The organism is Croceivirga sp. ABH4_376 (assembly GCF_056160685.1).
This window is the reverse complement of record NZ_JBSWXQ010000006.1, coordinates 117,617-141,025: the sequence shown is the minus strand read 5'-3', so window position 1 is coordinate 141,025 and position 23,409 is coordinate 117,617. Positions and strand designations below refer to the sequence as shown.

18 protein-coding genes are annotated in these 23,409 nt (G+C 36.7%); 13 read left to right on the top strand and 5 right to left on the bottom strand.

Annotated elements, in window-relative coordinates; genetic code table 11:
- Positions 1 to 324: 324 nt before the first annotated feature.
- Genes ACXAGS_RS13345 through ACXAGS_RS13335 form a run of 3 tightly spaced genes read right to left on the bottom strand, consistent with a single transcriptional unit; the run spans position 325 to position 5,664 of the window.
- Complete coding sequence (locus tag ACXAGS_RS13345) at positions 325 to 1,131, bottom strand: hypothetical protein (protein WP_474907428.1); 807 nt, start codon at positions 1,129 to 1,131, stop codon at positions 325 to 327.
- A gap of 19 nt (positions 1,132 to 1,150) precedes the next feature.
- Positions 1,151 to 2,605, bottom strand: a complete 1,455-nt coding sequence (locus ACXAGS_RS13340; protein WP_474907426.1) for a RagB/SusD family nutrient uptake outer membrane protein — start codon at positions 2,603 to 2,605, stop codon at positions 1,151 to 1,153.
- Between the two features lie 14 nt (positions 2,606 to 2,619).
- Complete coding sequence (locus ACXAGS_RS13335; RefSeq protein WP_474907424.1) at positions 2,620 to 5,664, bottom strand: SusC/RagA family TonB-linked outer membrane protein; 3,045 nt, start codon at positions 5,662 to 5,664, stop codon at positions 2,620 to 2,622.
- 213 nt (positions 5,665 to 5,877) lie between these two features.
- On the opposite strand from ACXAGS_RS13335, the gene ACXAGS_RS13330 reads away from it, so the two are divergent.
- The 13 genes from ACXAGS_RS13330 (at position 5,878) to ACXAGS_RS13270 (ending at position 21,901) form a co-directional block, all read left to right on the top strand.
- Positions 5,878 to 6,474, top strand: coding sequence for a ribonuclease HII (locus ACXAGS_RS13330; protein ID WP_474907422.1), 597 nt, complete (start codon positions 5,878 to 5,880; stop codon positions 6,472 to 6,474).
- 35 nt (positions 6,475 to 6,509) lie between these two features.
- On the top strand, positions 6,510 to 8,966 hold the full coding sequence (locus ACXAGS_RS13325) for a ribonuclease HII (protein ID WP_474907420.1): 2,457 nt from the start codon (positions 6,510 to 6,512) through the stop codon (positions 8,964 to 8,966).
- 104 nt (positions 8,967 to 9,070) lie between these two features.
- Positions 9,071 to 10,393, top strand: coding sequence for an OmpA family protein (locus ACXAGS_RS13320; RefSeq protein ID WP_474907419.1), 1,323 nt, complete (start codon positions 9,071 to 9,073; stop codon positions 10,391 to 10,393).
- A gap of 10 nt (positions 10,394 to 10,403) precedes the next feature.
- A complete protein-coding gene (locus tag ACXAGS_RS13315) occupies positions 10,404 to 11,087 on the top strand; it encodes a TapB family protein (RefSeq protein ID WP_474907418.1) in 684 nt (227 codons plus the stop codon).
- 301 nt (positions 11,088 to 11,388) lie between these two features.
- Positions 11,389 to 14,142, top strand: a complete 2,754-nt coding sequence (locus tag ACXAGS_RS13310) for a tetratricopeptide repeat protein (protein ID WP_474907416.1) — start codon at positions 11,389 to 11,391, stop codon at positions 14,140 to 14,142.
- Between the two features lie 188 nt (positions 14,143 to 14,330).
- Positions 14,331 to 14,525 carry a hypothetical protein gene (locus ACXAGS_RS13305; protein ID WP_474907414.1) on the top strand — a complete coding sequence of 65 codons (195 nt, stop codon included), beginning with the start codon at positions 14,331 to 14,333 and terminating at the stop codon, positions 14,523 to 14,525.
- Between the two features lie 19 nt (positions 14,526 to 14,544).
- Positions 14,545 to 14,928, top strand: coding sequence for a single stranded DNA-binding domain-containing protein (locus tag ACXAGS_RS13300; protein ID WP_474907412.1), 384 nt, complete (start codon positions 14,545 to 14,547; stop codon positions 14,926 to 14,928).
- A 1-nt stretch (position 14,929) separates the two neighbouring features.
- On the top strand, positions 14,930 to 15,745 hold the full coding sequence (locus ACXAGS_RS13295) for a DUF4412 domain-containing protein (protein WP_474907410.1): 816 nt from the start codon (positions 14,930 to 14,932) through the stop codon (positions 15,743 to 15,745).
- 9 nt (positions 15,746 to 15,754) lie between these two features.
- The gene (locus ACXAGS_RS13290; protein WP_474907408.1) at positions 15,755 to 16,360 is read left to right on the top strand and encodes a hypothetical protein; all 606 of its coding nucleotides are present in this window, start codon (positions 15,755 to 15,757) and stop codon (positions 16,358 to 16,360) included.
- Positions 16,357 to 18,603, top strand: a complete 2,247-nt coding sequence (locus tag ACXAGS_RS13285; RefSeq protein WP_474907406.1) for a hypothetical protein — start codon at positions 16,357 to 16,359, stop codon at positions 18,601 to 18,603. Before ACXAGS_RS13290 ends, ACXAGS_RS13285 begins: the two co-directional genes overlap by 4 nt.
- Positions 18,587 to 20,473, top strand: coding sequence for an OmpA family protein (locus tag ACXAGS_RS13280; RefSeq protein ID WP_474907404.1), 1,887 nt, complete (start codon positions 18,587 to 18,589; stop codon positions 20,471 to 20,473). Before ACXAGS_RS13285 ends, ACXAGS_RS13280 begins: the two co-directional genes overlap by 17 nt.
- Before the next feature lie 66 nt (positions 20,474 to 20,539).
- Positions 20,540 to 21,178 carry a hypothetical protein gene (locus ACXAGS_RS13275; protein WP_474907403.1) on the top strand — a complete coding sequence of 213 codons (639 nt, stop codon included), beginning with the start codon at positions 20,540 to 20,542 and terminating at the stop codon, positions 21,176 to 21,178.
- A 51-nt stretch (positions 21,179 to 21,229) separates the two neighbouring features.
- The gene (locus ACXAGS_RS13270; RefSeq protein WP_474907401.1) at positions 21,230 to 21,901 is read left to right on the top strand and encodes a hypothetical protein; all 672 of its coding nucleotides are present in this window, start codon (positions 21,230 to 21,232) and stop codon (positions 21,899 to 21,901) included.
- A gap of 29 nt (positions 21,902 to 21,930) precedes the next feature.
- On the opposite strand, the gene lipB is transcribed toward ACXAGS_RS13270, so the two are convergent.
- Together lipB and ACXAGS_RS13260 are read right to left on the bottom strand one after the other, a co-directional pair.
- Positions 21,931 to 22,647 carry a lipoyl(octanoyl) transferase LipB gene (gene lipB, locus ACXAGS_RS13265; RefSeq protein ID WP_474907399.1) on the bottom strand — a complete coding sequence of 239 codons (717 nt, stop codon included), beginning with the start codon at positions 22,645 to 22,647 and terminating at the stop codon, positions 21,931 to 21,933.
- A gap of 25 nt (positions 22,648 to 22,672) precedes the next feature.
- Positions 22,673 to 23,407, bottom strand: a complete 735-nt coding sequence (locus tag ACXAGS_RS13260; protein WP_474907397.1) for a hypothetical protein — start codon at positions 23,405 to 23,407, stop codon at positions 22,673 to 22,675.
- Positions 23,408 to 23,409 lie beyond the last annotated feature (2 nt).

Below are 23,409 nucleotides of genomic sequence, written 5' to 3'. Positions count from 1 at the left end.
ACTAATTATCAAAGCATAGCTATAAACGAATAACATTGGGACGATGAAATCCAGATTATCTTACCAAATAAATTCTTTGTTAATGATATAATATGCCTTAAAGCCAAGGAACAAACCATTTAGTTTAATTATATAATTACTAGGAATACGGTATAGTTATTATTATAATCTGTATGTTTCTTTCCTAGGGATAGAATGGTTAATAGTATAAATTTTAAAATCCAAACATTTCTACAAAATAAAAAACCAGAGAAATTAGCTTCTCTGGTTTAATATTAATTAAAATGTAAACCTTTTAACGGTTAAATAGTATTATAACAAACTCTACTGTGCACAGAAATCAATTTCAAATACACCTGCAGGACTATCAGGACCAGCAGCGTACACAACATTACCATTTGGAGCAACAATACTAAAAGAGATTTCTCCCCAATTATCTCCTGGGAAAAACCATTCTGCCGATTCTGTTCCTTCTGGGATTGTAATTGTTGTTGACCCAGAAGAACCTTCGTTTGTACAATCATACTCATTGTCCTCATATGGAGTACATAGCCCAACTTCGAACACAGTACCATCATTCAACGTTACTGTAAGTCCAGGACCTCCATTGTTTGAAGTAGTCTGCCAACCATCTCCATAACTATCTTCCATATTTATAGTCCAGACTCCGGGAGTAGGGGCCATATCGCATTGCCTAAATAAGCTAATAGTAAGAGTTCCTGTTCCAAAAGTCAAATCATTAGAATTAGAAACATCTGTTAGATTAATTATCAATTGCCTTGTGCCTTCCTCTGGTAAAGCCGCAAAGTTACCTTCAATTGTAATTGTACCAGTAAACTCTCCCCCGGCAATATTAGACGTTGTAATTGTATACTGATCAGGAGTAGCAGTAGAAGAGGGATCTATTTCATAAGAAATCATTCTTTCGCTAGAATTCTCCGTACTCGCCGTAACGCTTACTACTTGGGAAGCCCCCTCAACGGGAACACCTAAATCTAAAGCTGAAGTACTAAAAGAAGCTATTGTCTGTCCTGAAACTTTATCGTACACTACATTCTCTTCTTCGCAAGAAGTTAACACTATACCAATTGTAGCCAATAAAACACCAGTATGTTTAATTAAATTTTTCATTTTTTCTTTCTATTAAAAATTAATACCCTGGATTTTGTTCCAAATTAGCGTTAGCATTAATTTCAGCTACTGGTATTGGCAACTGAAACATTGTGTCTCCAGCAGGAACAAGCAAAACTTCCGCCGGCGTTCCTGAACCATCTATAATATCACCATTTTCAGACCTGACAATAGATTCTCCTCTTCTTTTCAAATCAAAAAATCTATGACCCTCAAAACAAAGCTCAACTCGTCTTTCAAACTGAATTGCATCTTCTAAATCCTGGCCAGATTCGCCACCTGTAAAACTTGTATACCTGTTAGTTCTTAGAATATCTAAAGTTGCTAAAGCAGCCGACTCTAGCCCTAATTCAAATTCTGCCTCTGCTTTATTTAATAATACTTCTGCAGCTCTTAAAACCTTTATATCAACTCGGCCATTTACTTGACCCGCTTCACCTAAAAATTTTCTAACGGCATTGTAATTATTTCCTTGGTTTGTTCCAACAAATTGAATAACGTTTCTTCTTAAATCATTAGCATCAATACTGTTAAAAAAATCAAATTCAACAGCATACTCTGAAATTGTTGACTCAGAATTTGACTGGCTATATAGCACTCCTACATTGTTAAAATTAGACTCAGAAGAAGTGTTAACGGACCATTCAATTATAACACCATCGTTAACGGTATCTTCATACACATCAATTAAATCCGCAGCAGCAGCTAATCCTGTAGATACTTCATCAGCAGCATCAACAGCTAATTGATAATCTCCATTATATAAATAAACCCTTGATAACAAGGCAAATACAGCATCTCTATTAAGCCTACCCTCTCCATTATCCTCTCCAATCAAAGTACTAGCCCTTACCAAATCACTAATTATTTCCGTATAATTACTAGCTACAGTTTCCCTAGAAGGGGTAGCAAAGGGATCCCCAGTATCTCCATCTTCAACTTTCAAATACACAATACCCAAAGAACCATTTGCATCAGAACTTTGAGTAGGTATTTTACCGTAAGATCTAACCAAATCAAAATGAGCCATAGCTCTAGCCGCCAAGGCCTGTCCTAATATGTTATTCTTAACCTCTCCATCTGCTAAGTTATTAATTTGACCAATAATCAAATTAGCAGCGTTTACCGCTTCATAAGCTTCACTCCACCATAGGGTAATTGCACCTCCAGTATTTGGATTAAATCTATAATCATAATATACCTCATTAGATTTACGCCCTGATTGAACTAAGACTACGTTATCGGACAAGATATCTGGAATACCTTGCATTCCAGAACCTGTATTAGAATAGTAATTCCAAAACTGGCTATAAATCCCGTCTACACCATTTTGAAAGCTAGATGGACTGTTAAAGAAAGTCTCTGGACTTCCTTCTGTAAAAGGCTGTAAATCATTCAACTCATCATCGCAAGAAACTAAAGTTCCCAGTGCTAGAGTGAAAGCTAAACCTATTTTATAAAAGTTATTTTTCATTTTAATTTTTTTTATTAAAATCCGATTTCAACACCAAATGTATAAGACTTTGTCTGTGGGTAGCTAAATAAGCTTACCGCTCCTGCTAGGAAACCTGCATCACCAGGCTCTGAAGTTTCAGCAGATCCAAGACCAATCTCTGGATCACCATTAAATTCGGTCATAGTGAATAAATTTTGACCAGTTGCAAAAACTCTAAACACGTCAATACCCGTTCCATCTAAGAACTTACTTGGAAGTTTATAATCTAATGTTAGCGTTCTTAGCCTAATATAATCACCTTTTTCTAAAAATCTAGTACTAGTTTGATCAGCAGTTCCTTGGAAAATTGGATTTGGTAATACATTTACATCTCCAGGCTCTTTCCAATAGTTAAAAGCTTCTACTCTCTGATTGCTATCAATATTTCCAATATTTATCCCTGCGGATCTCTGGAAATTAACGATGTAATTACCTCCTTTACCCACAAAGTCAGCTCTTAAACCGAATCCTCCATATCTAAAAGAAGTATAAAATCCACCTTCAATGTTAGCATAAGGGGATTTACCATCTAAAAGAACCTGATCAGAAGCACTATACGTATTAGTAATATTTCCATCAATATCATAATATAAAGGCTCACCATTTGCAGGGTTAACTCCGGCATATCTAACCATATAAAAAGAGCTAATTTCTTCTCCTTCTCTAAGGATATTTAAACCAAACCCTTCATTAACAATGTCCTCCCCGTTTACCAATGAAACAACTTTGTTATCCAACAATGATACGTTACCTCCTATGCTCCAAACAAAGTTTTCTCCTCTAATAACATCAGCATTTAAAGTAAATTCAAAACCACTGTTTTCAATTTCACCGATATTTGCTACTATAGAATTGTTTTCGTCACCAACTGTTTGAGACAAAGGTTGATTCAACAATAAGTCTTTTGAATTCTTTTTGAAATAATCTACTACACCATTTATACGGTTGTTAAACAAACCAAATTCAACACCTATATCTAGTATTGCTTGTGATTCCCATTGAATTTGAGGATTCCCTACGCCAATTGGAATAGCAGTAGTATTACCATTATATGTATTAAACTGAAGTAAGTTTAAAAATTCAAAATTTCCAATATTTTGGTTACCAGCAGTACCGTATGATGCCCTTAATTTTAAATTATTAAATACAGAACCCTCCATGAATTTTTCATTAGAAATATTCCACGCAGCACTACCACTATAAAAATAACCATACTTATTCTCAGGACCAAAACGAGAAGAACCATCCCTCCTTACAGAGGCAGACAACACATACTTACTATCAAAGTCATAATCCAAAAATAAACCTTGAGAAAACAAAATATTTCTCTCCTCGTCAGAGCCTGCTGAAGTAGCCTCTGCCGCAACATCTTGATATGGAATATTAGGAGAAGGAAAGCCTCTACTTGTAGCAAATAAATCTGTAAAAATGTTCTCATTATATTCTAACAAGAAGCTTGCAGACAAATTATGAAATGTTCCAAATGTATCATTATAAGTAAAAATATTATTTACGTTATACTGAAGAGAATTGGAAAATTCATCTGTTTGTGTTCCAGGGAAATTAGCATCTCCCACAAAACCTTGTAAAACTCCTCCAGCAATTGATCTATTTGTTCTATTAAATCTATTGTTTGATGCACCTACTGAAAATCTATTAGAAAATTTTTCAGAAAAAGTCATGTCTGCATATAAGCTACCTACAATTAAAAAGTTTCTATTATCCTCTGGCTCTGTTTGTAGTGCTAAAGCGATTGGAAATCCAGTTGAAGTACGATTATAAACTGGCTCCCCTTGATCATCTAATCTAATACTACCATCAGCATTTCTAGCAAATAGTGGCTCGTATGGATTGTAATCATACATTGCCCTAAACGGGTTTTGAACATTATTTCTATCCCTTGGTAAATCAGTAGTACTGCGAGCCAAAGAAATACTCGTACCTACATTTAACCAATCCTTAGCTTGATATGTTGTGTTGATACGACCAGTAATTCTTTCAAAACCATCTAAGTTATCTATAATACCAGAGTTCTTATCATATCCCAAGGACATAAAGTATGTTAATTTATCATCCCCCCCAGAAATTGAAAGCGAATTTGATTGAATAACAGATTTTCTCAACAACTCTTCCTCCCAGTTAGTATCCAAACCAATAAGCCTAGCTCTTTCAGCGTCGTCAGCAGTAGCTCCAGGTAAAGATTGAGCCGCATTAACACCTAAAGCAGCATATTGCCTTTCTAATTCCAATTTTTGCTCGGCATTCATCAAATCAAAAGGATCAGAAACTCTTTCACCGAAACCATAAGAAGATCTAAAAGTAATTCTTGCCTCTCCTGAACGCCCTTTCTTTGTAGTGATTAAAACAACACCATTAGCTCCCCTTGAACCATATTTTGATACTGTGGCTGCATCTTTTAAAATAGAAAATGTCTCAATATCATTTGGGTTTAAGTTTCCAATAAAATCATCATCCACAGGAACACCATCCACTACATATAATGGAGTTGTACTTGCATTTAAAGAGCCAACACCTCTAATAGTAACAAATGCAGTTTGACCTGGCCTACCATTTGCAGCAGTAACTTGTACACCAGCCGCTTGACCTTGCAATATATTATCTACACTTGTAGAGGGAACAAAAGCTTCAATCTTCTCTGTAGACACTGTAGACACAGCAGAGGTTGAAAGTTCTTTTGATCTTGCTCCATAACCAGTTACCACCACCTCTTCTAACGCTTGTGCGTCTTGCATAAGTTGTGCGTTGATTGTACTAGAGGCTCCAACAGTTTTATTTACTGTTTTCTGTCCTAGGTAGCTAAACCTTAAAACTTGCCCTGTACTAGCGGTAATTGAATAATTACCATCAAAATCTGTTTGCGTTCCATTGGATGTACCAACAACTACAATGGAGACACCAGGCAACGGCAGACCATCTTGATCTGTTACATTACCTGAAATCGTTTTCTCTTGTGCAAAAGAAAATGAAAAAGTTAACACCAATAAAGGCGTCAACATCCACGTTAACATTGATTTCATTTAAAAAATTTTTGAATTAGTCAGTTCCAAAAATGATAATTAATCGTTAATATTCCAAAAATATCACACAATCAACCCCCTATGTTGTTAAAATATGTTCAATTTTTACAATAAAGCATCCATAAAGACGTTACTGATGAATTTTATTCAACGATTTGTCCCATTCTCTAATTTGTATCTATGTATTTTGTTAAAAAACACACCTATTAAGATATGATTAACAGTTTTTATCAATCCTTTAACGAAGCGGGGACAGACGAGGCAGGAAGAGGTTGTTTAGCCGGACCCGTCACGGCTGCAGCCATAATTTTACCCAAAAGTTTTGAAAATGAAATTCTTAACGATTCAAAACAGCTAACAAAAATCCAAAGAAACCGTTTAAGGGGCATTCTAGAAGCAGAATGTCCCGAATATGGTGTAGTACATATTTCCGAGCAAGAAATTGATCAAATTAATATATTAAATGCATCAATCTTAGGTATGCATCGTGCCTTAGATCAATTAAAACAAATACCGGAGCATATATTAGTTGATGGTAATAAATTTAAACCCTATAAACAAATACCACATACCTGCTTTATTAAAGGAGACTCTAGATACTTATCCATTGCAGCGGCCTCTGTTTTAGCTAAGACGTACAGAGATGAATATATGCTGAAAATACATGAAGAATTTCCAGTATATAATTGGGCTAAAAACAAAGGTTATCCAACAAAAGAGCATAGGGCTGCAATCCTAAAACACGGGCCTTGCAAATACCATCGTAAAACTTTTAAGTTATTACCTGAACAACTTAGTTTTGAGTTGTAACCAAACCTTTTAACTTTGCTATAAAAGGCCACTAAATGAACTACAAGTTCCTAATTCCAATTCTATTGCTAATTTTTTCATGTAAACAAGAACCGGTAGTAAAAGAAACCTTACTAGATCTACTACCTCAAGATGCGGCGTTATTCTTAAAAATAAACAACCTTACCAACTTTAATAGCGAACTAAAAAACAACACGGTTTTACAACAAATACAAAAAACAAAATACTACCAGCAAGTTCAAGAAAAAACTGACTACCTAAATCATTTAGCTATTAACGAAGGTGGTATTTTAGGCTTTTACGAAGTGGGTAAAAATAAATTCGAATTTATTTTTGCAACAAAAGCAAACCTACTGGATGCAGACCTAAATAAAGTAACCAACAAAAAAATAGAAACCATAACCTATGAGAACAAGGAACTAACTCGTGTTACCCTAAACAACCAAATCTTTTACCTATATAATTTAGAAGATTTATGGGTGCTAGCTTCTTCAAAACTCTTGATAGAAAATATAGTGAGAACTGGAAGGAAGAATAAACCAAATCCTATTCTAGAAAAGTTATATGGTACTAGTAGTAAAAATACTAGTGCAAGCATTTTTATAAATTTAAAAGCTAGCCAAAATATATTTAAGTCTGTATTAAAGGAATCCAAAACTGCTTCTGTAAAGCATTTTGCAGATTGGTTGGCCATAGAATTTAGCGGCAAACCAGACGAATTGTTTCTTAATGGAATAATATTAGCCAAAGACTCCATAAAAAATTTCACGAGCCTTTTAAGTAAAACTACCCCGGTTACAAGTTCTTTTGTTTCTTACACCCCCAAAAACATAGAGGTTGTTACCGACTATACTTTTAACAACTATGAAACTTTCTTGCGAAATCAAAAAATCTATCTCGATGCAAAAGAACCCCTAGACACCGGTATTAAAGGAGTTGAGCAGTTAAGTGTTTTGCAGCTTAAATCGGAAAAAGCAGTGATGCTAACTACTTTTGACGCCGAAGCCCTATTGGGTTTAATTGAAACTGCAAAAATTGAAGAGAGCACCTATCAAGGAACTACCCTAATTAAACTAAACAATTCTAATTTCATAAGTGATCGTTTTAATCCTTTGGTCAAAGATTTCGAATCTAACTTTTGCACGGTTTTTGAAAATACATACATATTCTCAGAAACGGAGTCTGGCCTACAAACAATTATTGCCAATATAAAAAGTGGTAATACCTTAAGTAATGACCATGCTTATAATACAACCAAAGACCTATTGGCCAATGAAAGTAGCATTCAATTCTACGCCACTAAAAATGGACTCTTACAACTTTCTGAACTAAATGGACTAAAACCCCTTACAGAGAGCATTTCCAATTTAGACAATTCAACGGTACTTGCCGCCCAAGTAACGGCGGATGCAAATTTTTACCATGCTAATTTAGTCATCAAAAAACCTGGCAAAACAACCACTACAACGTCTGTAAGCCCATTGTTTACTTTGGAACTAAGTAACGATTTAGCTACTAATCCGCAGTTTGTAAAAAATCATAGAAACAATACATATGAAATTGTTGTTCAAGATACAGACAACAACCTATATTTAATTTCTGCTATAGGCAAAGTGCTTTGGAAAAAGAAGTTAGACGGAAAGATACAGGGTAAAATTCAACAGGTAGATTTATATAAAAACGGAAAGCTACAATTGGCATTTACCACCAACAATCAATTTTTGATTCTAGACCGAAATGGTGACCAAGTATCTAATTTCAATTTTAAGTTTGAAGGAGGCAACCTAAACCCTTTAGCCGTTTTTGATTATGAAAACAATAGAAATTATAGATTTTTAGTTACCCAAGGCACTGCAATACACATGTACAACAGCAGCGCAAACTTGGTTAAAGGTTTTACCTATACTAAGGCAGAAAGCCCAATTATACAAGCACCAAAACACTTTAGGATTGGAAATAAGGATTATTTGGTGTTTCAATTGGCCAACGGCAGTCTAAAAATAAAACACAGAGCCGGCCAAGATAGAATCAACTTTAAAGATAAGATTGACTTTTCTAATAACGAGGTCTACCTCTACAAGGACAAGTTCATAACTACCAACAAAGAAGGGGTATTACATCTTATAGATAGCAAAGGAAAGCTTGCTGCAAGCAATCTAAAACTTGGACCTAATCATGGTTTAGATGCAACTAGTAAAACCTTGGTGTACATGGATGAAAACACGCTTAGTATTAGAGGTAAGACAACGGAATTAGAGCTTGGTGTATATGAGAAGCCAAAGATTTTTTACATAGACAACAAACTATACATTTCCGTAACGGACATCCAGAATCAAAAAATCTATTTGTTTGATAGCCAATCCAAACCCATTGCCAACTTTCCAGTATATGGCTCATCTAGTATAGATTTGATAGATATGGATAAAGATGATAAATTAGAAGTGGTAAGCAAAGACCAAGAAAACTCCCTAATTGTTTACAAGTTAAACTAGCGCTTTACACAATAACAATTACCGTTTATACACATTTTGGAACAATCTCATTTTCAGTTTACTAATTTGTGATGAATCTAATGAATCAACACAAAACACTGAAAATGAAACTTCCCTTTAGAATAGCTAGCCTAACGGCATTACTATTCCTGTTTACGGCTCCCGTGCAGAGTCAATTTTTAAAAAAACTTGGAAAAAAAGCTAAAGAAGCCGCCGAACGCACGGTAGAGCGCCGTGTAGAGCGCGAAACCTCTAAAAAAACAGACCAAACTTTAGATAGTATTTTAGAGCCTGGCAGTAAAAAGTCCGAACCAAAAACCCTTCCAGAACCTACCAACCAAGATGATGAAAACTTAGACAACGGCAACAATGATAAAAATGCCACCAAAAAAACCAATAACAGCAATACCAGTGAAGAACCAAGATTAGAAGTATACAGCAAATTTGACTTTGTACCTGGAGATAAACCACTGTTCTTTGATGACTTTGCAAATGATTTTATTGGTGATTTCCCGTCTAAATGGAATACCGATGGAGGTGGAGAAGTGGTAAAAGTGAACAACAATGACCAAAATTGGTTTGAAATGCTATCTGGCTCATATTACATTCCCGATGTACCCAATTTACCAGAAGAATATACCATTGAATTTGATTTGTTAGCCGTTGGCGTTGATAAAAACACGTCGTCTGGAGCTTTGTTACATGTTATTTTAGACGAAAAGGACAACTTTAGTTATAGTAAAAACACAGTGTTCAGCTATCTTCCTTTTTGCCAGTATATAGCTGTTGACATTCGCATGTGGAATAACATTGATGGCAAAAACACAATTAACAATCGTATCAATGCGGATGTTAGAGATGAAATGAATCAAATGCCGCACATCTCTATAGCTGTAAACAAACAGCGTTTTCGCTTATGGATAAATGAAGAAAAACATGTGGATATCCCAAGAATTGTCCCATTAGGTAAGATTACGAAATTGAAGTTTGAACCGGTAGGGTTTAAAGATGGCAAAGAAAAACTCTTAATTAGCAATTTAAAAGTTGCCGAAGGCGGTGTAGACTTAAGACGAAAACTTATGGCGGACGGTAAAATATCTACCAACGGAATTTTATTTGATTCCGGTTCTGCCAACATTAAACCAGAATCTATGGGTATTATTCGGCAAATCTACCAAGTGCTGCAGCAAGACGCTTCTATTAAACTTAAAATAGTTGGCCATACAGATGCAGATGGAGATGATACTACAAATCTAAAATTGAGTGATGCCAGGGCACAATCTGTAAAAAAAGCACTAACAAACGTGTATGGAGTAGCCGCCGACAGGCTTGCAACAGAAGGTAAAGGAGAACTAGAACCTATTGCTGATAATACTTCTACAGAAGGAAAGGCACAAAACAGACGCGTAGAATTCATCAAACAATAAAAATAACATCATGAAAAATCTTATAATTCTACTAACATTAAGTTGTTTAACCTATATAAGCACTGCCCAATGCAGTCGTTATTATCCGTTAGAAAAAGGAACCACATTTACGTATGACAATCTTAATAAAAAAGGTAAATCCGATGGTGTTACCCATTACCATGTAAGTAATGTAAGCACCTCTGGCGGCGTAACAACCGCAACAATGGAGGTTAAACTTACAGACGCCAAAGGAAAAGAGTCTTTTTCCTCAGATTATTCATTTACCTGTGACGGTGACGTGGTACGTATTGACTATCAATCCTTGATGAACACAAAGATGTTAGAACAGTTTAAGGATATGGAGATGGAAATTACAGGCACCGATGTAGAATTGCCTAATAACTTGAATGTAGGGCAAGATTTGGCAGATGCCAATGTAGCTGTAACCATTAATATGAGCGGTATGAATATGAAGATGAATGTAGATACCGTAAACCGAAAAGTAGAGAAAAAAGAAACCATAACCACTAGTGCAGGCACTTTTGACTGCTATGTTATCTATAGCGAAATCAAAAGTAAAATGATGATGACCAACCAAACTTTTCCGTCTAGACTATGGCTAGCAGAGGGTGTAGGATTGGTTAAGCAAGAAACTTATAATAAAAACGGAAAGCTCATGGGCTCTACCGTGCTTACCAGTTTAGAAATGTAGTTATCAATACACCTTTTTGCATAGTACTTTACGAATTGATTTATAGGAATTTAGTTTTCATTATATATGACTAATTACTTTACCATCAAAGATTTAATAAAACTGGATTAACAACAACATGGTTAAAACTATCAAAATAACCTTTACCTTTTTTTTATCCATCTTTGTTGGTTTATCTCAAAAATCTAAAGAATTTTCAAATTTATCTAATTCCGATTCCATAGTATTTCAAGATTACCGTAAAAAGGTGGTAGTTTATATAAATCCGCAACCTGATAGTGCATTGTTTTATATTCAGAAAATGAGAACTTTCAGTTTAAACAAAAACTATAAGACAGGACTTGCGGACACTGAATACACCATGGGGCATTACTTCAGAAGAATCCAAAATATGGATTCCGCCCTTTTTTATTATGACAAGTCTAAAAAAATAGCCCAAGATATCGAATACAACACTGGTGCCGCTCGTGCATTGAATGCGCTTTGCAGAGGTTATTATTTGGTTGGCAAAAGTGATTTGGCAAAAAAATCCTGTGAAGATTGTCTATCGATTGCTGACCCAAAACAAGACATACATATTATAGTTGACACCTATACTGCTTTAGGTAATACCTATATACGTGAGAACAATTTTAAGAATGCCGTCCGTTATTTTTTAAAAGCCGATTCAATACATCAAAACCAACCGCAACGACCAGATATTATTGCCGCTTCTTACCAAAGCTTGGGCAGTGTTTATAAAGAGATTAACGATTATAAGAAGTCAATCTCTTATTATAAAAAAGCGAATCTAGAATTTGTAAAATTACCCGTCAACAAAGATTTTTTTGTAAATAACACAAATATGCAATTGGGTACGGTTTATTATCTGAACAATGATATTGCCGAAGCTGATTCCCTACTGACTCAAGCCTTGGATTACTTTACAAAAATAAAAGATGAAAATGCGCTGGCCCAAACAAGTACATATCTCGGGCTCACGAAGCTAGAACAAGGTGAGCTTAAAGAAGCTGAAAAATTATTAACCAACGGGTACACCCTAAATCGGGACAACAAATTTAGTTATGAAACCACAGAAGCACGCTTAAAACTTGCAGAATTATATTTGAAAAACAACAATCCCAAGAAAGCCGCACAGCATCTTGAGGGTGTTTTGCAGAACAACAAAGAGAACAACAAGTCCATCGAAGCCACTGCCTTGGAGCAACTAGCCAATGCCTACCACATGCAGGGGCTTAACGCAAAAGCTTACACTTTACTTCAAAAAGCAAAAGATTTAAAAGATTCCATTGGAGCTGTTCAAAATCAGGCAACAATTCATGAGCTGGAAACCATTTATGCAACCAGTCAAAAAGAGCAAGAAATTGCACTATTAAAGTCTGACAATCAACTTACACAACAACGACAGAAAAGTCAAAAGAATATTCTTTTAGCTGGTTTAGGCTTGACTTCACTGACTGGAATATTTCTTTTCTTTCTATTTAGAAACCGCCAAAAAACCAATAAAAAATTAAGGGAACTAGACTTGGCAAAATCTAATTTCTTTACCAATATATCCCATGAATTAAGAACACCTTTATCATTGATTCGAGGCCCCATTGAACAACAACTCAATAATGATAAATTAAATAGCGAATCAAGAAATGGTCTTACGCTGGCCAAAAAAAACTCTGAAAGGTTAGAAGAACTTGTGGATCAGATTATGGACCTTTCAAGATTGGAATCTGGCCACTACCAGCTGAAGGTTTCCCAACAAAATCCCGAACCATTTATCAAATCAGTTTTAAGCTCATTTGAATTTAAGTCGCAGCAAAAGAAGCAGAACTATGACACACAAATTAATTTGAATATACCTAATGCATGGTTCGATCAAGATGTGCTTCAGAAAATATTGACCAATCTTGTTGGCAATGCCATAAAATATAGTCCTGAAAACGAAACTATTTTGGTCAGGGTAGACGGAAACAAAGACCAAATGAACGTAAGGGTAAGTAATTCAGGCACCTCTCTTTCTGAAGCGGAAATAAACCAAATTTTCAATAGGTTCTATCGTGCCAATGATACAGCCTCTGGTACTGGAGTTGGCCTTGCTTTGACCAAAGAATTGGTGGAGTTACACAAAGGGCAAATAAAGGTTGATTCCAGCAACGACGAGGTAGCGTTTACGGTGCAATTGCCTATTTCAAAAAATGCTTTTTCCTCCGATGAAAAGCTTTCTTTTACGAAGGCCCAAGATATACTTAAAATTGATGTTACCGATGCGCATCAGGAAATTGTGAAAATTGATAAAGTTTCAAACAAAGACTTGCCAATATTGTTGGTGGTGGACGACAATGAAGACCTTCGAAACTTTGTGGGTTCATTGTTTGAAAAGGATTATCAAATTCACCTGAAAGAAAATGGAAAGACGGGATTTGAACTGGCACAAGAAATAGTGCCCGACATCATCATTACCGATTTAATGATGCCGGAGGAAGATGGCTTGCTTTTTACCAAAAAATGTAAAACCAGTGATGCCACCTCACATATTCCCATTGTAATGCTAACAGCAAAAGCAGGCGATGAAAATACTCTTGTGGGACTCGAATATGGAGCCGACGCCTATCTAACCAAACCTTTTAATACCGAAATTTTAAGGCAGCAAGCCAAGAATCTACTTGAAACACAACAAAAACTACAGCAACGCTTTAGCAAAGAAGTGGTTCTGACCCCAAAAGACATTTCCATCAACTCATACGATGAACGTTTTTTGACAAACTTGCAAAACATTCTTGACGATAAGTTGGTGGAATCCGACTTCAATACCGAAAATTTTGCCCAAGCATTGGGTATGAGCCGCATGCAACTTCATCGAAAGCTAAAAGCCTTAACCGGGCAAAGCACTACAGAGTTCATTAGAATTCAACGGTTAAAGCTTGCTGCCGGACTCTTAAAAAAATCCGATGCAAACATTTCAGAAATTGGTTACTCTGTCGGGTTCAACAACCATTCTTATTTTACCAAATGCTTTAAAGAACACTTTGGCGTCTCACCAACTGAATACAGCACAAACTGACCAAAGGCTAGAGAGAAAAAAATTTACCCATTATAAGTTTTTCTACATTTTTTTATTTTTCAATAGATTGATTTTCAACTATATATTATGCATGTTACAATAGTTAAAGCTATTGTTACATACGTGATAACTCTATTTTTCCTTCTCATCTAGTTTTGAACTGAAACCAAAATAGTTCCCAAATAGAATTGAAAAATGATTATGAGAAAAGGGTGTTTGAAGGAGACCTTTCCAAAATGGACAGCACAGAAATCTATTTAAATGTGACCCATTTGAACCATGGTGATTACGTAATAATCATCACGGACAAAAACAAGGTTATCCAAAGAACGACTTTTAAAAAATTGGATGTTAACCCTGACAAGGGAAATACATTAAAGTAAAACAGTAAAAATTAAGAAGATGAAAAAACAACTTTTATTCAGTTTGACAATTATTCTGTCGTGCTGCTTCGGGCTTATGGCACAGGATAAAAAACAATCCTCCGGCACCAAAGAAACTCCAAAAAAAGAAATGAACCTGATGGATGAACAAGCCAAACTGTTCGGAACTCTTTTTGGAGATATGGAAGAAGACCTTGACGGTACCAAAGACCCTTTTAAAGATGTAAAAAGCTATGAGGATCTTTTAAATAGGTCTAAAATGGACCCTGAAACAAAATCAAAAATGAGGGCCATGTACCTTTTGTATGACCAAAGCTTGGACCCAAAGCAAAAAGATTCCCTAAAAGTGTCCTTGGAAAAAATGTTCGCGGAAAGCATTAAAAAACCTGAAAAACAAAACTAAAATGAGAACTCACAAAAATCTATTGGCGTTGTGTCTACTATTTCTAGTGCCCACGTTACCCACCGAAGCCCAATTTTTGAAGAATCTTGGAAAAAAAGCACAAAGGGCCGCCGAAAGAACCATTGAGCGCAGAGTTGAACGCGAAACCTCAAAAAAAACCGACCAAACCATCGATAGCGTTTTTACCAAAAAAGAAAACAACGGTATAGAAATGGGGGCTGAGGCCGATAAAGCTTATGCTTTCAACACAAAATACGTAATGGAAATCACTACAGATAATGACGTAATGCCCATCACCTATTTTTTTGGTGCGGAAGACGATGTTATGGCCACAACCATGGAAATGAAGCCGAATGAAAAAATCTATTCCATCATCGATTTAGGCGAAAACAAAATCCATTCGCTAATGGATCTTAATGGACAAAAATCTCGTACCTCAATGAAGTTTTCTCCCAACAAAATAATGGAGGATACCGATTACAGCGATATTTCGGTAAAACCCAACGGCCAGGCCAAAACCATTTTGGAATACACCTGTAAAGGATATGAGGTGTCTGGAACCGATTTTAACGGTACCGTTTGGGTGGCAGAAAATACTGGATTTTCGTATCCAGAAAAGTTCAAGAACATGTCCATTAAAAATTCCACAAAAGAAGGTATAGACCCACAATGGATGAGTTTGGTTGAAGGTATCCCTCTAGAAATGGACATGGTAGACATTTCTAAGAAAAAACCGCAGAAAGTACATATGCTCTGTACCGAAATTGGAACAATTACTTTCACTCTGGACGCAACGGAATACAAAGGAATATTTTAATTGATAGTCATGAAAAAAGTCTTAGTCATATTTGGAATCTTACAACTACTCAGTTTCGGTTGCAAAGAGAACAAGCCCTCTAAAAGACCAACCTCAAAAATAAAAACCGAGGAAAATACCCAAGCAGCCACACCTAACGATAATGTGCTATGTTATATCAACGGAACGCCTTGGAGCTATACCGAAGCTTCAGGTGTTTTGGTGGACAACAAGAACAAAGGCACAAGAATGTTAACGCTCACCTTCACCAAATATCTTAATCCAGGAAAGGAGCATTTGAGCCTCAGCTTTAACGAAGCCACAAAAGAATTGTTTGAAGCCTCCGTTCAGATTAAACAACATGGCAAAGATGGCAAACGAATACATGCCATTTATCTCTATAATGAAAGAACAACTGAAACCAACCCCAATGGTAGTATTGCTGGCCAAGTAACCATAGGTGAAGACATGGCATCAGGTAATGCCCAATTGCAAAACCTGCACATTCAATATGAGGGCTCGCTTTTAGCCAATCAAAAAGATGCCGAAATCACGGTAACCGACCTTTCTTTTAACAACATTGCCTTCTCCGATGTCAAAAAAGAGATGGAAGCAATCTTTAAAAACTCAAAATGATGAAGACAAAATACACAATCGCAATTTGCCTGTTGACATTTTCCATTTTCGGAAACCTTCTCGCACAAAACGAACAAGATTTTACCCCACCGTCAATTGATGATGAAAAAGAAATTCCTGTGGTAAAAGAAGAACTTCCAGTTCCAATGGAAGGTGAAAATTTTACCGTTCGTTACTTCTCAGGAGTAACGGATGGAGAGGAAAGTAGGATTGCCATTAAAAGCTTAGGGTATATTCTCCGAAACACAATGGTACAGGTCTTTACAGAAAATGGAGACCAACTGGATGTAAAAATTGTCAAAAAGGGTTGGGATGATATTCAAAGACAAGGCTCAACTAAAAATGGAGAATTCAAAAGTGTTTTTAGGACTGCATTGGAATTTGGCATAATCATCTCTGCCGCTGAAAAAGGTATCCCTTTCATTGTGGCTATTTCTGCAGGTCCAGAACTTTTCCCAACCAGCAACTTATTTGTTGATATCAGCACTAAGCAACCCTCAATAAATGACAGTGATTCTCAAACTTTAGAAACTGATAAAACCACATCAATTTTCACAACTAAAAGCCTAGCTTTTATTCTTATCGCTCTAGCCATTATCATAATCGGGTTATTGTTTTTTATAATATTCCGAAAGAATAGGAACACACTAAGTATTATCTTAATGTTTTTTAGTCTTTGTTCACTCCATGCAGGCAAAGTTTTACCGCACGGCAACTCTTTAAACAATTCTAGGCAAACTCCTCAAATGCAGGAACTTATAAATAACAGTAACAAAAAAATAAGAGAGGCAATAGAAGATGAATACGATAAAGATAAAAAAGATGAAGAAGATCTCTTATCAGAAGAGGACATAGAATTTGAACCTGAGCTTAGCCCAGCAGGTCAACCCTCCTTACCATCTAGCTGTATAGCCACTGCCAATGCAAGTGAGGGCGGCTCCATGGATGGTGATTTTGAACAGAATAAAAAAGATGGTTCCCAAGATGACAAGTATAAAGAAGGAGGCAAAAGTGAAAATACATTTTCAGAAGATGGTATGGATTACGATTCAGAAAATTCAAGCTCCTCGAACCAACGCGAAAATAGTGGGGGTACAGAAATGATTTCGTCAAGTAATTATGAAGCCAAAGAACCCAATAATGAAAATCCGTTTACTGGAGAATCGTCTTCTGAAACCTATAGAAGACTCCCCAAATATGATGAAAACGGCAACCTAAAGAATTCAGGCGATTATCCTGATGCGCCCGTAAAATATGACCCAAACTGGGTGCCTGAAGAAAATGTTTTTGTTGAAAGTGAAGGGAGTACCGGTACATACAGAAGATTACCGAAATATGATGAATATGGTAATTTGAAAAACTCAGGTGATTTTCCTGATGCACCTATCAAATACGACCCAAATTGGGAACCTGCTGAAAATCCATTTACTGGCGAGTCATCATCCGGTGATTATAGAAGGCTCCCAAAATATGATGAAAATGGTAATCTCAAAAATCCGGGAGACTATCCTGACGCACCATTAAAATACGATCCGAACTGGATGCCTGAAGAAAATGTTTTTGTAGAAAGCAACGGCTCTTCTGGCACTTACACTAGAATGCCTAAGTATGACAAGGATGGGCATCTACTTGATTATGGCGATTACCCACATGCCCCAAAACAAATTGACCCTGAACGTGTTGATGACCAAGAATATATCATGAATGAAATTGAAGCCAATATTGATGATAAAGGTCTGCCCAAAGAGGGTGAAAACACAAATTTGAGTGAAGGAAGCCAAGGGGAAGAAAATAGGCCAGGCCAAAACAATACGTCAGATATAGATAGTGGAAGAAGGCAAACATCGAACAGTAGTAACGACAGGAAGAGTGAAGGTTGTATATGTTTAAAAAAGGCGTACAAAGAACTTCATAAAAGAAGGTACAGTCTTGAAAAACTCTCAAAAATAGGCAAATACAACAAAAAGGTCACAGATTTCGGTCTTTCGTTCGGTGATAATTTTTCAAGCTCCAGTGGAGTCGGTTCATTGGCCTGGAAAAACAAAAGAATAAAGATTATGAAGTCAATGAAAAAGTTTGACCAGTCCTATAAAGACAAGCATGAGCAAATCACCAAATTATTGTACAAGAATCTCATGGAGATAAATAAATGTGAACGCATGCTGGGAGAAGATAATTGGTACAATAAATATGGCTTTATCTATTACGAATTCATGAAGACACGCTATGCTACCTATAAATAGAAATTACATCTCCCTTTATCTGGCTCTTTTAGTTTTGACATTTGCTTTAGCATCCTGCAACTCAAATTCATCCAAAGAAAAAGAAAACCAAAGCGATTTAGAAGTATCGAAAGCAAGAGAACACGATAGGAATTCAAATAGAAACGCCAGAAATTCTCATGATACCAATGCTGAGGACAAAACTGAGGTTGGCACCGTGTTTATTGAAGAAGATTTTCTGGCCCAAAAAAAGGCAGCCGAACCTGAATGGGATGAAATTCCCAAAGTCGAGGAAGATGATAAGGAGCAATCTAAATTCGACGTGGACCCCGAAGAATTAAAGCCTTTGTTCAAAACGTTTTTTGGGCTTGATTCCGATGAATCCGATCAGCTTTTTGCTTACAAAGCAGAAATGGATGTCTTGAAAAAAGAAAACAAGTTTGAAGGGTCTGAAGGTAACCGATTACGACAAAAAGCATACGCTTTTATCGATGAGTTGAAAAAGACAAAGTCCAAGACCGTGGCACCTTTGGAAGAGTTAAAGTTCATCTTTCGAAAGTCAAATTTGGAGAAGAAAAGAAAAGACAGTCTGCGCTATGCCATTCGAGAGTCTTTGAAACGAATACCTCAAGAATTTCTGCGGGCCGATGGGGTGGTTGACATCTCCTACATTGAAGCGGAATTAAGAAAAGAAGAGTTCTACCTCATCATCGAAAAGTTTATTGAAGAAAACAAACAGCAAATGGTACTTCAAGAACTTGATGATTCCCAATTGGCTGAACTCATGGAGGTAACCGAAGAGGAATATCAAATGCTGAAGGAAACACCAGCCCAAATTCACCCAAAAACGGCCAGTGAGGCTAAAGAATTAGCAAAAGGCAATCTATCCGAAGAGATTGAACAACAATTGAAAAAGGCTTCGGTTTCTGAAAAGTTTACCGAACGCATGAAGGCCCAAAAGAAAAAGCAAGTGGCAGTTGCCAAAAAGTTCTTGGCCAATTGCAAAAGGGCAGAAACCAAGTTTTATAAAGAAAACCCAAGTTGGTACAGTGATAAGGATGGCCTGAGTGAAGTATATCTTTCCGACCATGACGATTATGTATTTCTACCACTAGGCAAACTTTCTTTTGCCGATCAGGTAATTTCTTTTGACAGGGGCGATGGGGCAAGTTCGGCCAATCCGAATGCCGCTTTAAACGAACCCGATTACGACCGCAGGTTACAAGATTATAGCAAAATGTGCAACTTGGGTACCAAAGGCATGTTGACTTTTCAATTTGTTGACAATGTGCTTATTGATGTCAACGGACCCGATCTTTTTGTCTTTGAAGTAGGTGCCATAGAACCAACACTTTTAGAAATTTCTAAAGATGGACAAAACTGGGTGGATATCGGTAAAATTGAAGGCGGCACGGCCCAAATCGACATTGAACCTTTCATAAATCCCGGAGATACGTTCAACTACGTTCGGTTTACCGATTTGGATACCTACAGCGCGGTGCCCGGTGCCGATATTGATGCCGTAGCCACCATTGGTGGGGCATTACGATTGAGTTTGGACAGTGCCGTTTTGTTTGATACCGGAAAATTTGAACTCAAGCCTGAAGGTGTAGCTGCTGTAAAAGCCTTAGCAACACAAATTAAAAACATTCCCAAAGGCACAATTTCAGTTGATGGACATACTGATAATGTAGGCTCCACTCAAAACAACATGACCCTCTCTAAAAAAAGAGCGGCAAGTGTGGCCAAAATACTCAAACAAGAATTGGGTGAAGTGGCCTTTAAATGGAAAGAAAACGGCTATGGCGAAGGCAAACCTTTGGTACCGAATACTACCGATGAAAACAAACAAAAAAACAGGCGTGTCGAAATTTTAATAACGCCTTTCTAAAATAACAATCATCTAAATTTTATTATCATGAAAAATGTAAAAGCAAGTATTTGCACGGGAGCCCTATTGCTCATTTTTACGGCTTGTTCAAAAAATGAAGAACCACAACCAGAAGTTTTAAGTGGTGAGAACGAGATGTTGTCTTTTCAATTTCTTGCGGAAGATCAACCCGAACGATTAATCGTTGATGTCACTGCTGAAATTGATGGCACCAATCTTAACGCAGCAATATTTCCATTAAATGTAGCCGAAGCCTTGACACCAGTAATAAGCGTTTCAGAAGGGGCGGATTATAGTCCCAAAGGGCCTCAAGATTTTACAGTGCCAGTAACCTATACCATTACAGCAGAAGACGGTACGGCAAAATCTTATTTGGTTTCAGTTGAAGAAAACTTTACCTCAAGAAACTTAAGCGAAATATTCAATTGGGCCATTCTTGATGCCGCTTCAGAATTCAATCCAATAGATGAAGATGTTTATGGAAATATAAGTGATAGCAACAATTCAATAACCTTCTCTTTTCCTTCTGGTTCAGACGTTTCAGCCATCGATCCTCAAATCCAGTATGTTGAAATGGATGGAACTATTCTTACAGGTGGCACCTTTCTCGATTTCAGTGAAACCGAAGGAGAGCCACTCATATTGCCATTTCTTGAAATAGATGGTTCTGGATTATATATAAATTTTAATGTTGAGTTCGAGTAATACTGCAATACACAAGTTTCTCGCTATGTAAAAACTTATAAATACACGAAAATGAAAACTAAAATTTTAAATAGTAAACTATTACTGCTGGCATTTAGTGCCTTATTCATTGTTTCATGCTCTGTCGAGGATGGTATTGATGGCGCGGTCGGACCTCAAGGACCCCAGGGCATCCAAGGTCCTAAAGGGGACCAAGGAGAGCCAGGTCAGGACGGAAACGATGGTACTGATGGACAAAATGGTCAGGACGGCACGAACGGACAAGATGGAGAAGATGGCCAAGACGGGACCAATGGCCAGGATGGGAATACCAATGTGAATACATATAACTTTAATATTTTAACTTATTCAGGAGAAAAGTTTGAAATACCTTTTGAAGAATTGACCGATAATGTATTAAGAGATGACGCAATATTAGCATATTTATATGCAGACGGCGTTAATGGTCTTTGGTATCCAATACCTGGTATCGCATATACACTTTCAGTGGAAGTGGAACTTAGAGAGGGTTTCATTAATATATATTTTTATTCAAGACAAACAGGAGCTATCGTGGAAATCAATCAAGGTTACTTTGACGAGTTAAAAATCGTCATAATATCATCGAGCTCAACAACCACAGGAAAATCCGATTCAAATACAATTCTGGCTAAAATGAAGAGCGATGGCATAGACCCTAACAATTATTATGAAGTACTGGATTATTTCAATCTGGAATATTAAAAGTTTGAAACCTATAAAAAAACCTCGTCTCACACCGAGGTTTTTTCTTTTATCATTTCCGCCTCAAAAAGTGCAGCAAAATGCTTTAAAAGTTTTTCCTTCACCTCGTCCATATCCACCTCTTTTTTGCCCAGTTCCACATTTAAAGAAGTAACGGCCTTATCTTTAATTCCACAGGGAATCATCAAATCAAAATACCCTAAATCCGCATTTACGTTTAAAGCAAATCCGTGCATAGTAACCCAACGGCTGGCTCGTACGCCCATGGCGCATATTTTACGTGCAAACGGAGTACCAACATCTAACCAAACGCCAGTTTCCCCTTCTGAGCGTTCCGCTTTCAATCCGTATTCGGCCAAAGTAAGAATCACCATCTCCTCTAAAAAACGGAGGTATTTGTGTATATCGGTAAAGAAATTATCAAGGTCTAAAATGGGATAACCCACCACTTGTCCGGGGCCGTGATAGGTAATATCTCCTCCCCTATTAATTTTATAGAATGTAGCACCTTTTTCTTCCAGAATTTTTTCATCTACCAAAAGATTGGCCATATCGCCACTTTTACCTAGGGTATAAACATGTGGATGCTCTACAAGTAGAAAATGATTTGGGGTTTCTAGCCCTGCATCTTCCCTTCTATTTTTAATCTTTACATCTACAATATTTTTAAATAGCGATTCTTGGTAATCCCAAGTTTCTTTGTAGTCCTTCTGCCCTAAATCCTCTAAGTACACCTTTTTATTCATGCCACAAAGATACAAAATAGGCAATCTAGTCTTCTAGTTCTACCTCTATCTGTATAGATTCTGGGTCTTTAAGCATTTCTAGAAAATTAGCTTCGTAGATTAAGGTTTTTCCATCCATAGAAAAGGTAGCCTCATCTAAATTTGTGCTTTTAATCCGTCTTGGAAAATGGTATTTAAAAGTATAAGTAGAACCACCCAAAAACATCTCTGCGCTTGCCAAACTATCTACACTTTGGTTAAATAATGCTTGGTCTACTATTTTAGCTGTTCTTTTGAACGTATTTCTCTTAAAAGAATAGTCCACCTTTGTTGCGCTACCATCAGCTTGTTTGGGCATAGGTTTGGACCCTGCAGACGGACCAACCGTACTTGCACTCTGGAAGGCATTAAAAGCATCGTTCATTTGAGAGATTTTTTGAAAATCTCCAAACATATCAAACCTCATTAACCCCTCAGCATCGTTCATTTGCATACGTAAGCTAAAGGGCTCCAAACGCATTAACTCCTCTTGCTCTTTAGGGCTAAGGGTTGCAATACTATCTTTTTTCTCTTTTATTAAATCTTTAAATACAATGGTAGAATCCATAACCTCTCCAGTTCTTACGGAATCTGAGGGTATCATACTCATCATTTCGCTCCCATCAAATCCAATATTCAGCTTTCCAGAGCCGTCCTCATTAAGATATATTTCTTCCGTAAAATTACAGGCTACAAATAGCACTGTTACAAGAATGGCCAAAACCGATTTAGCTGTTTTCATTA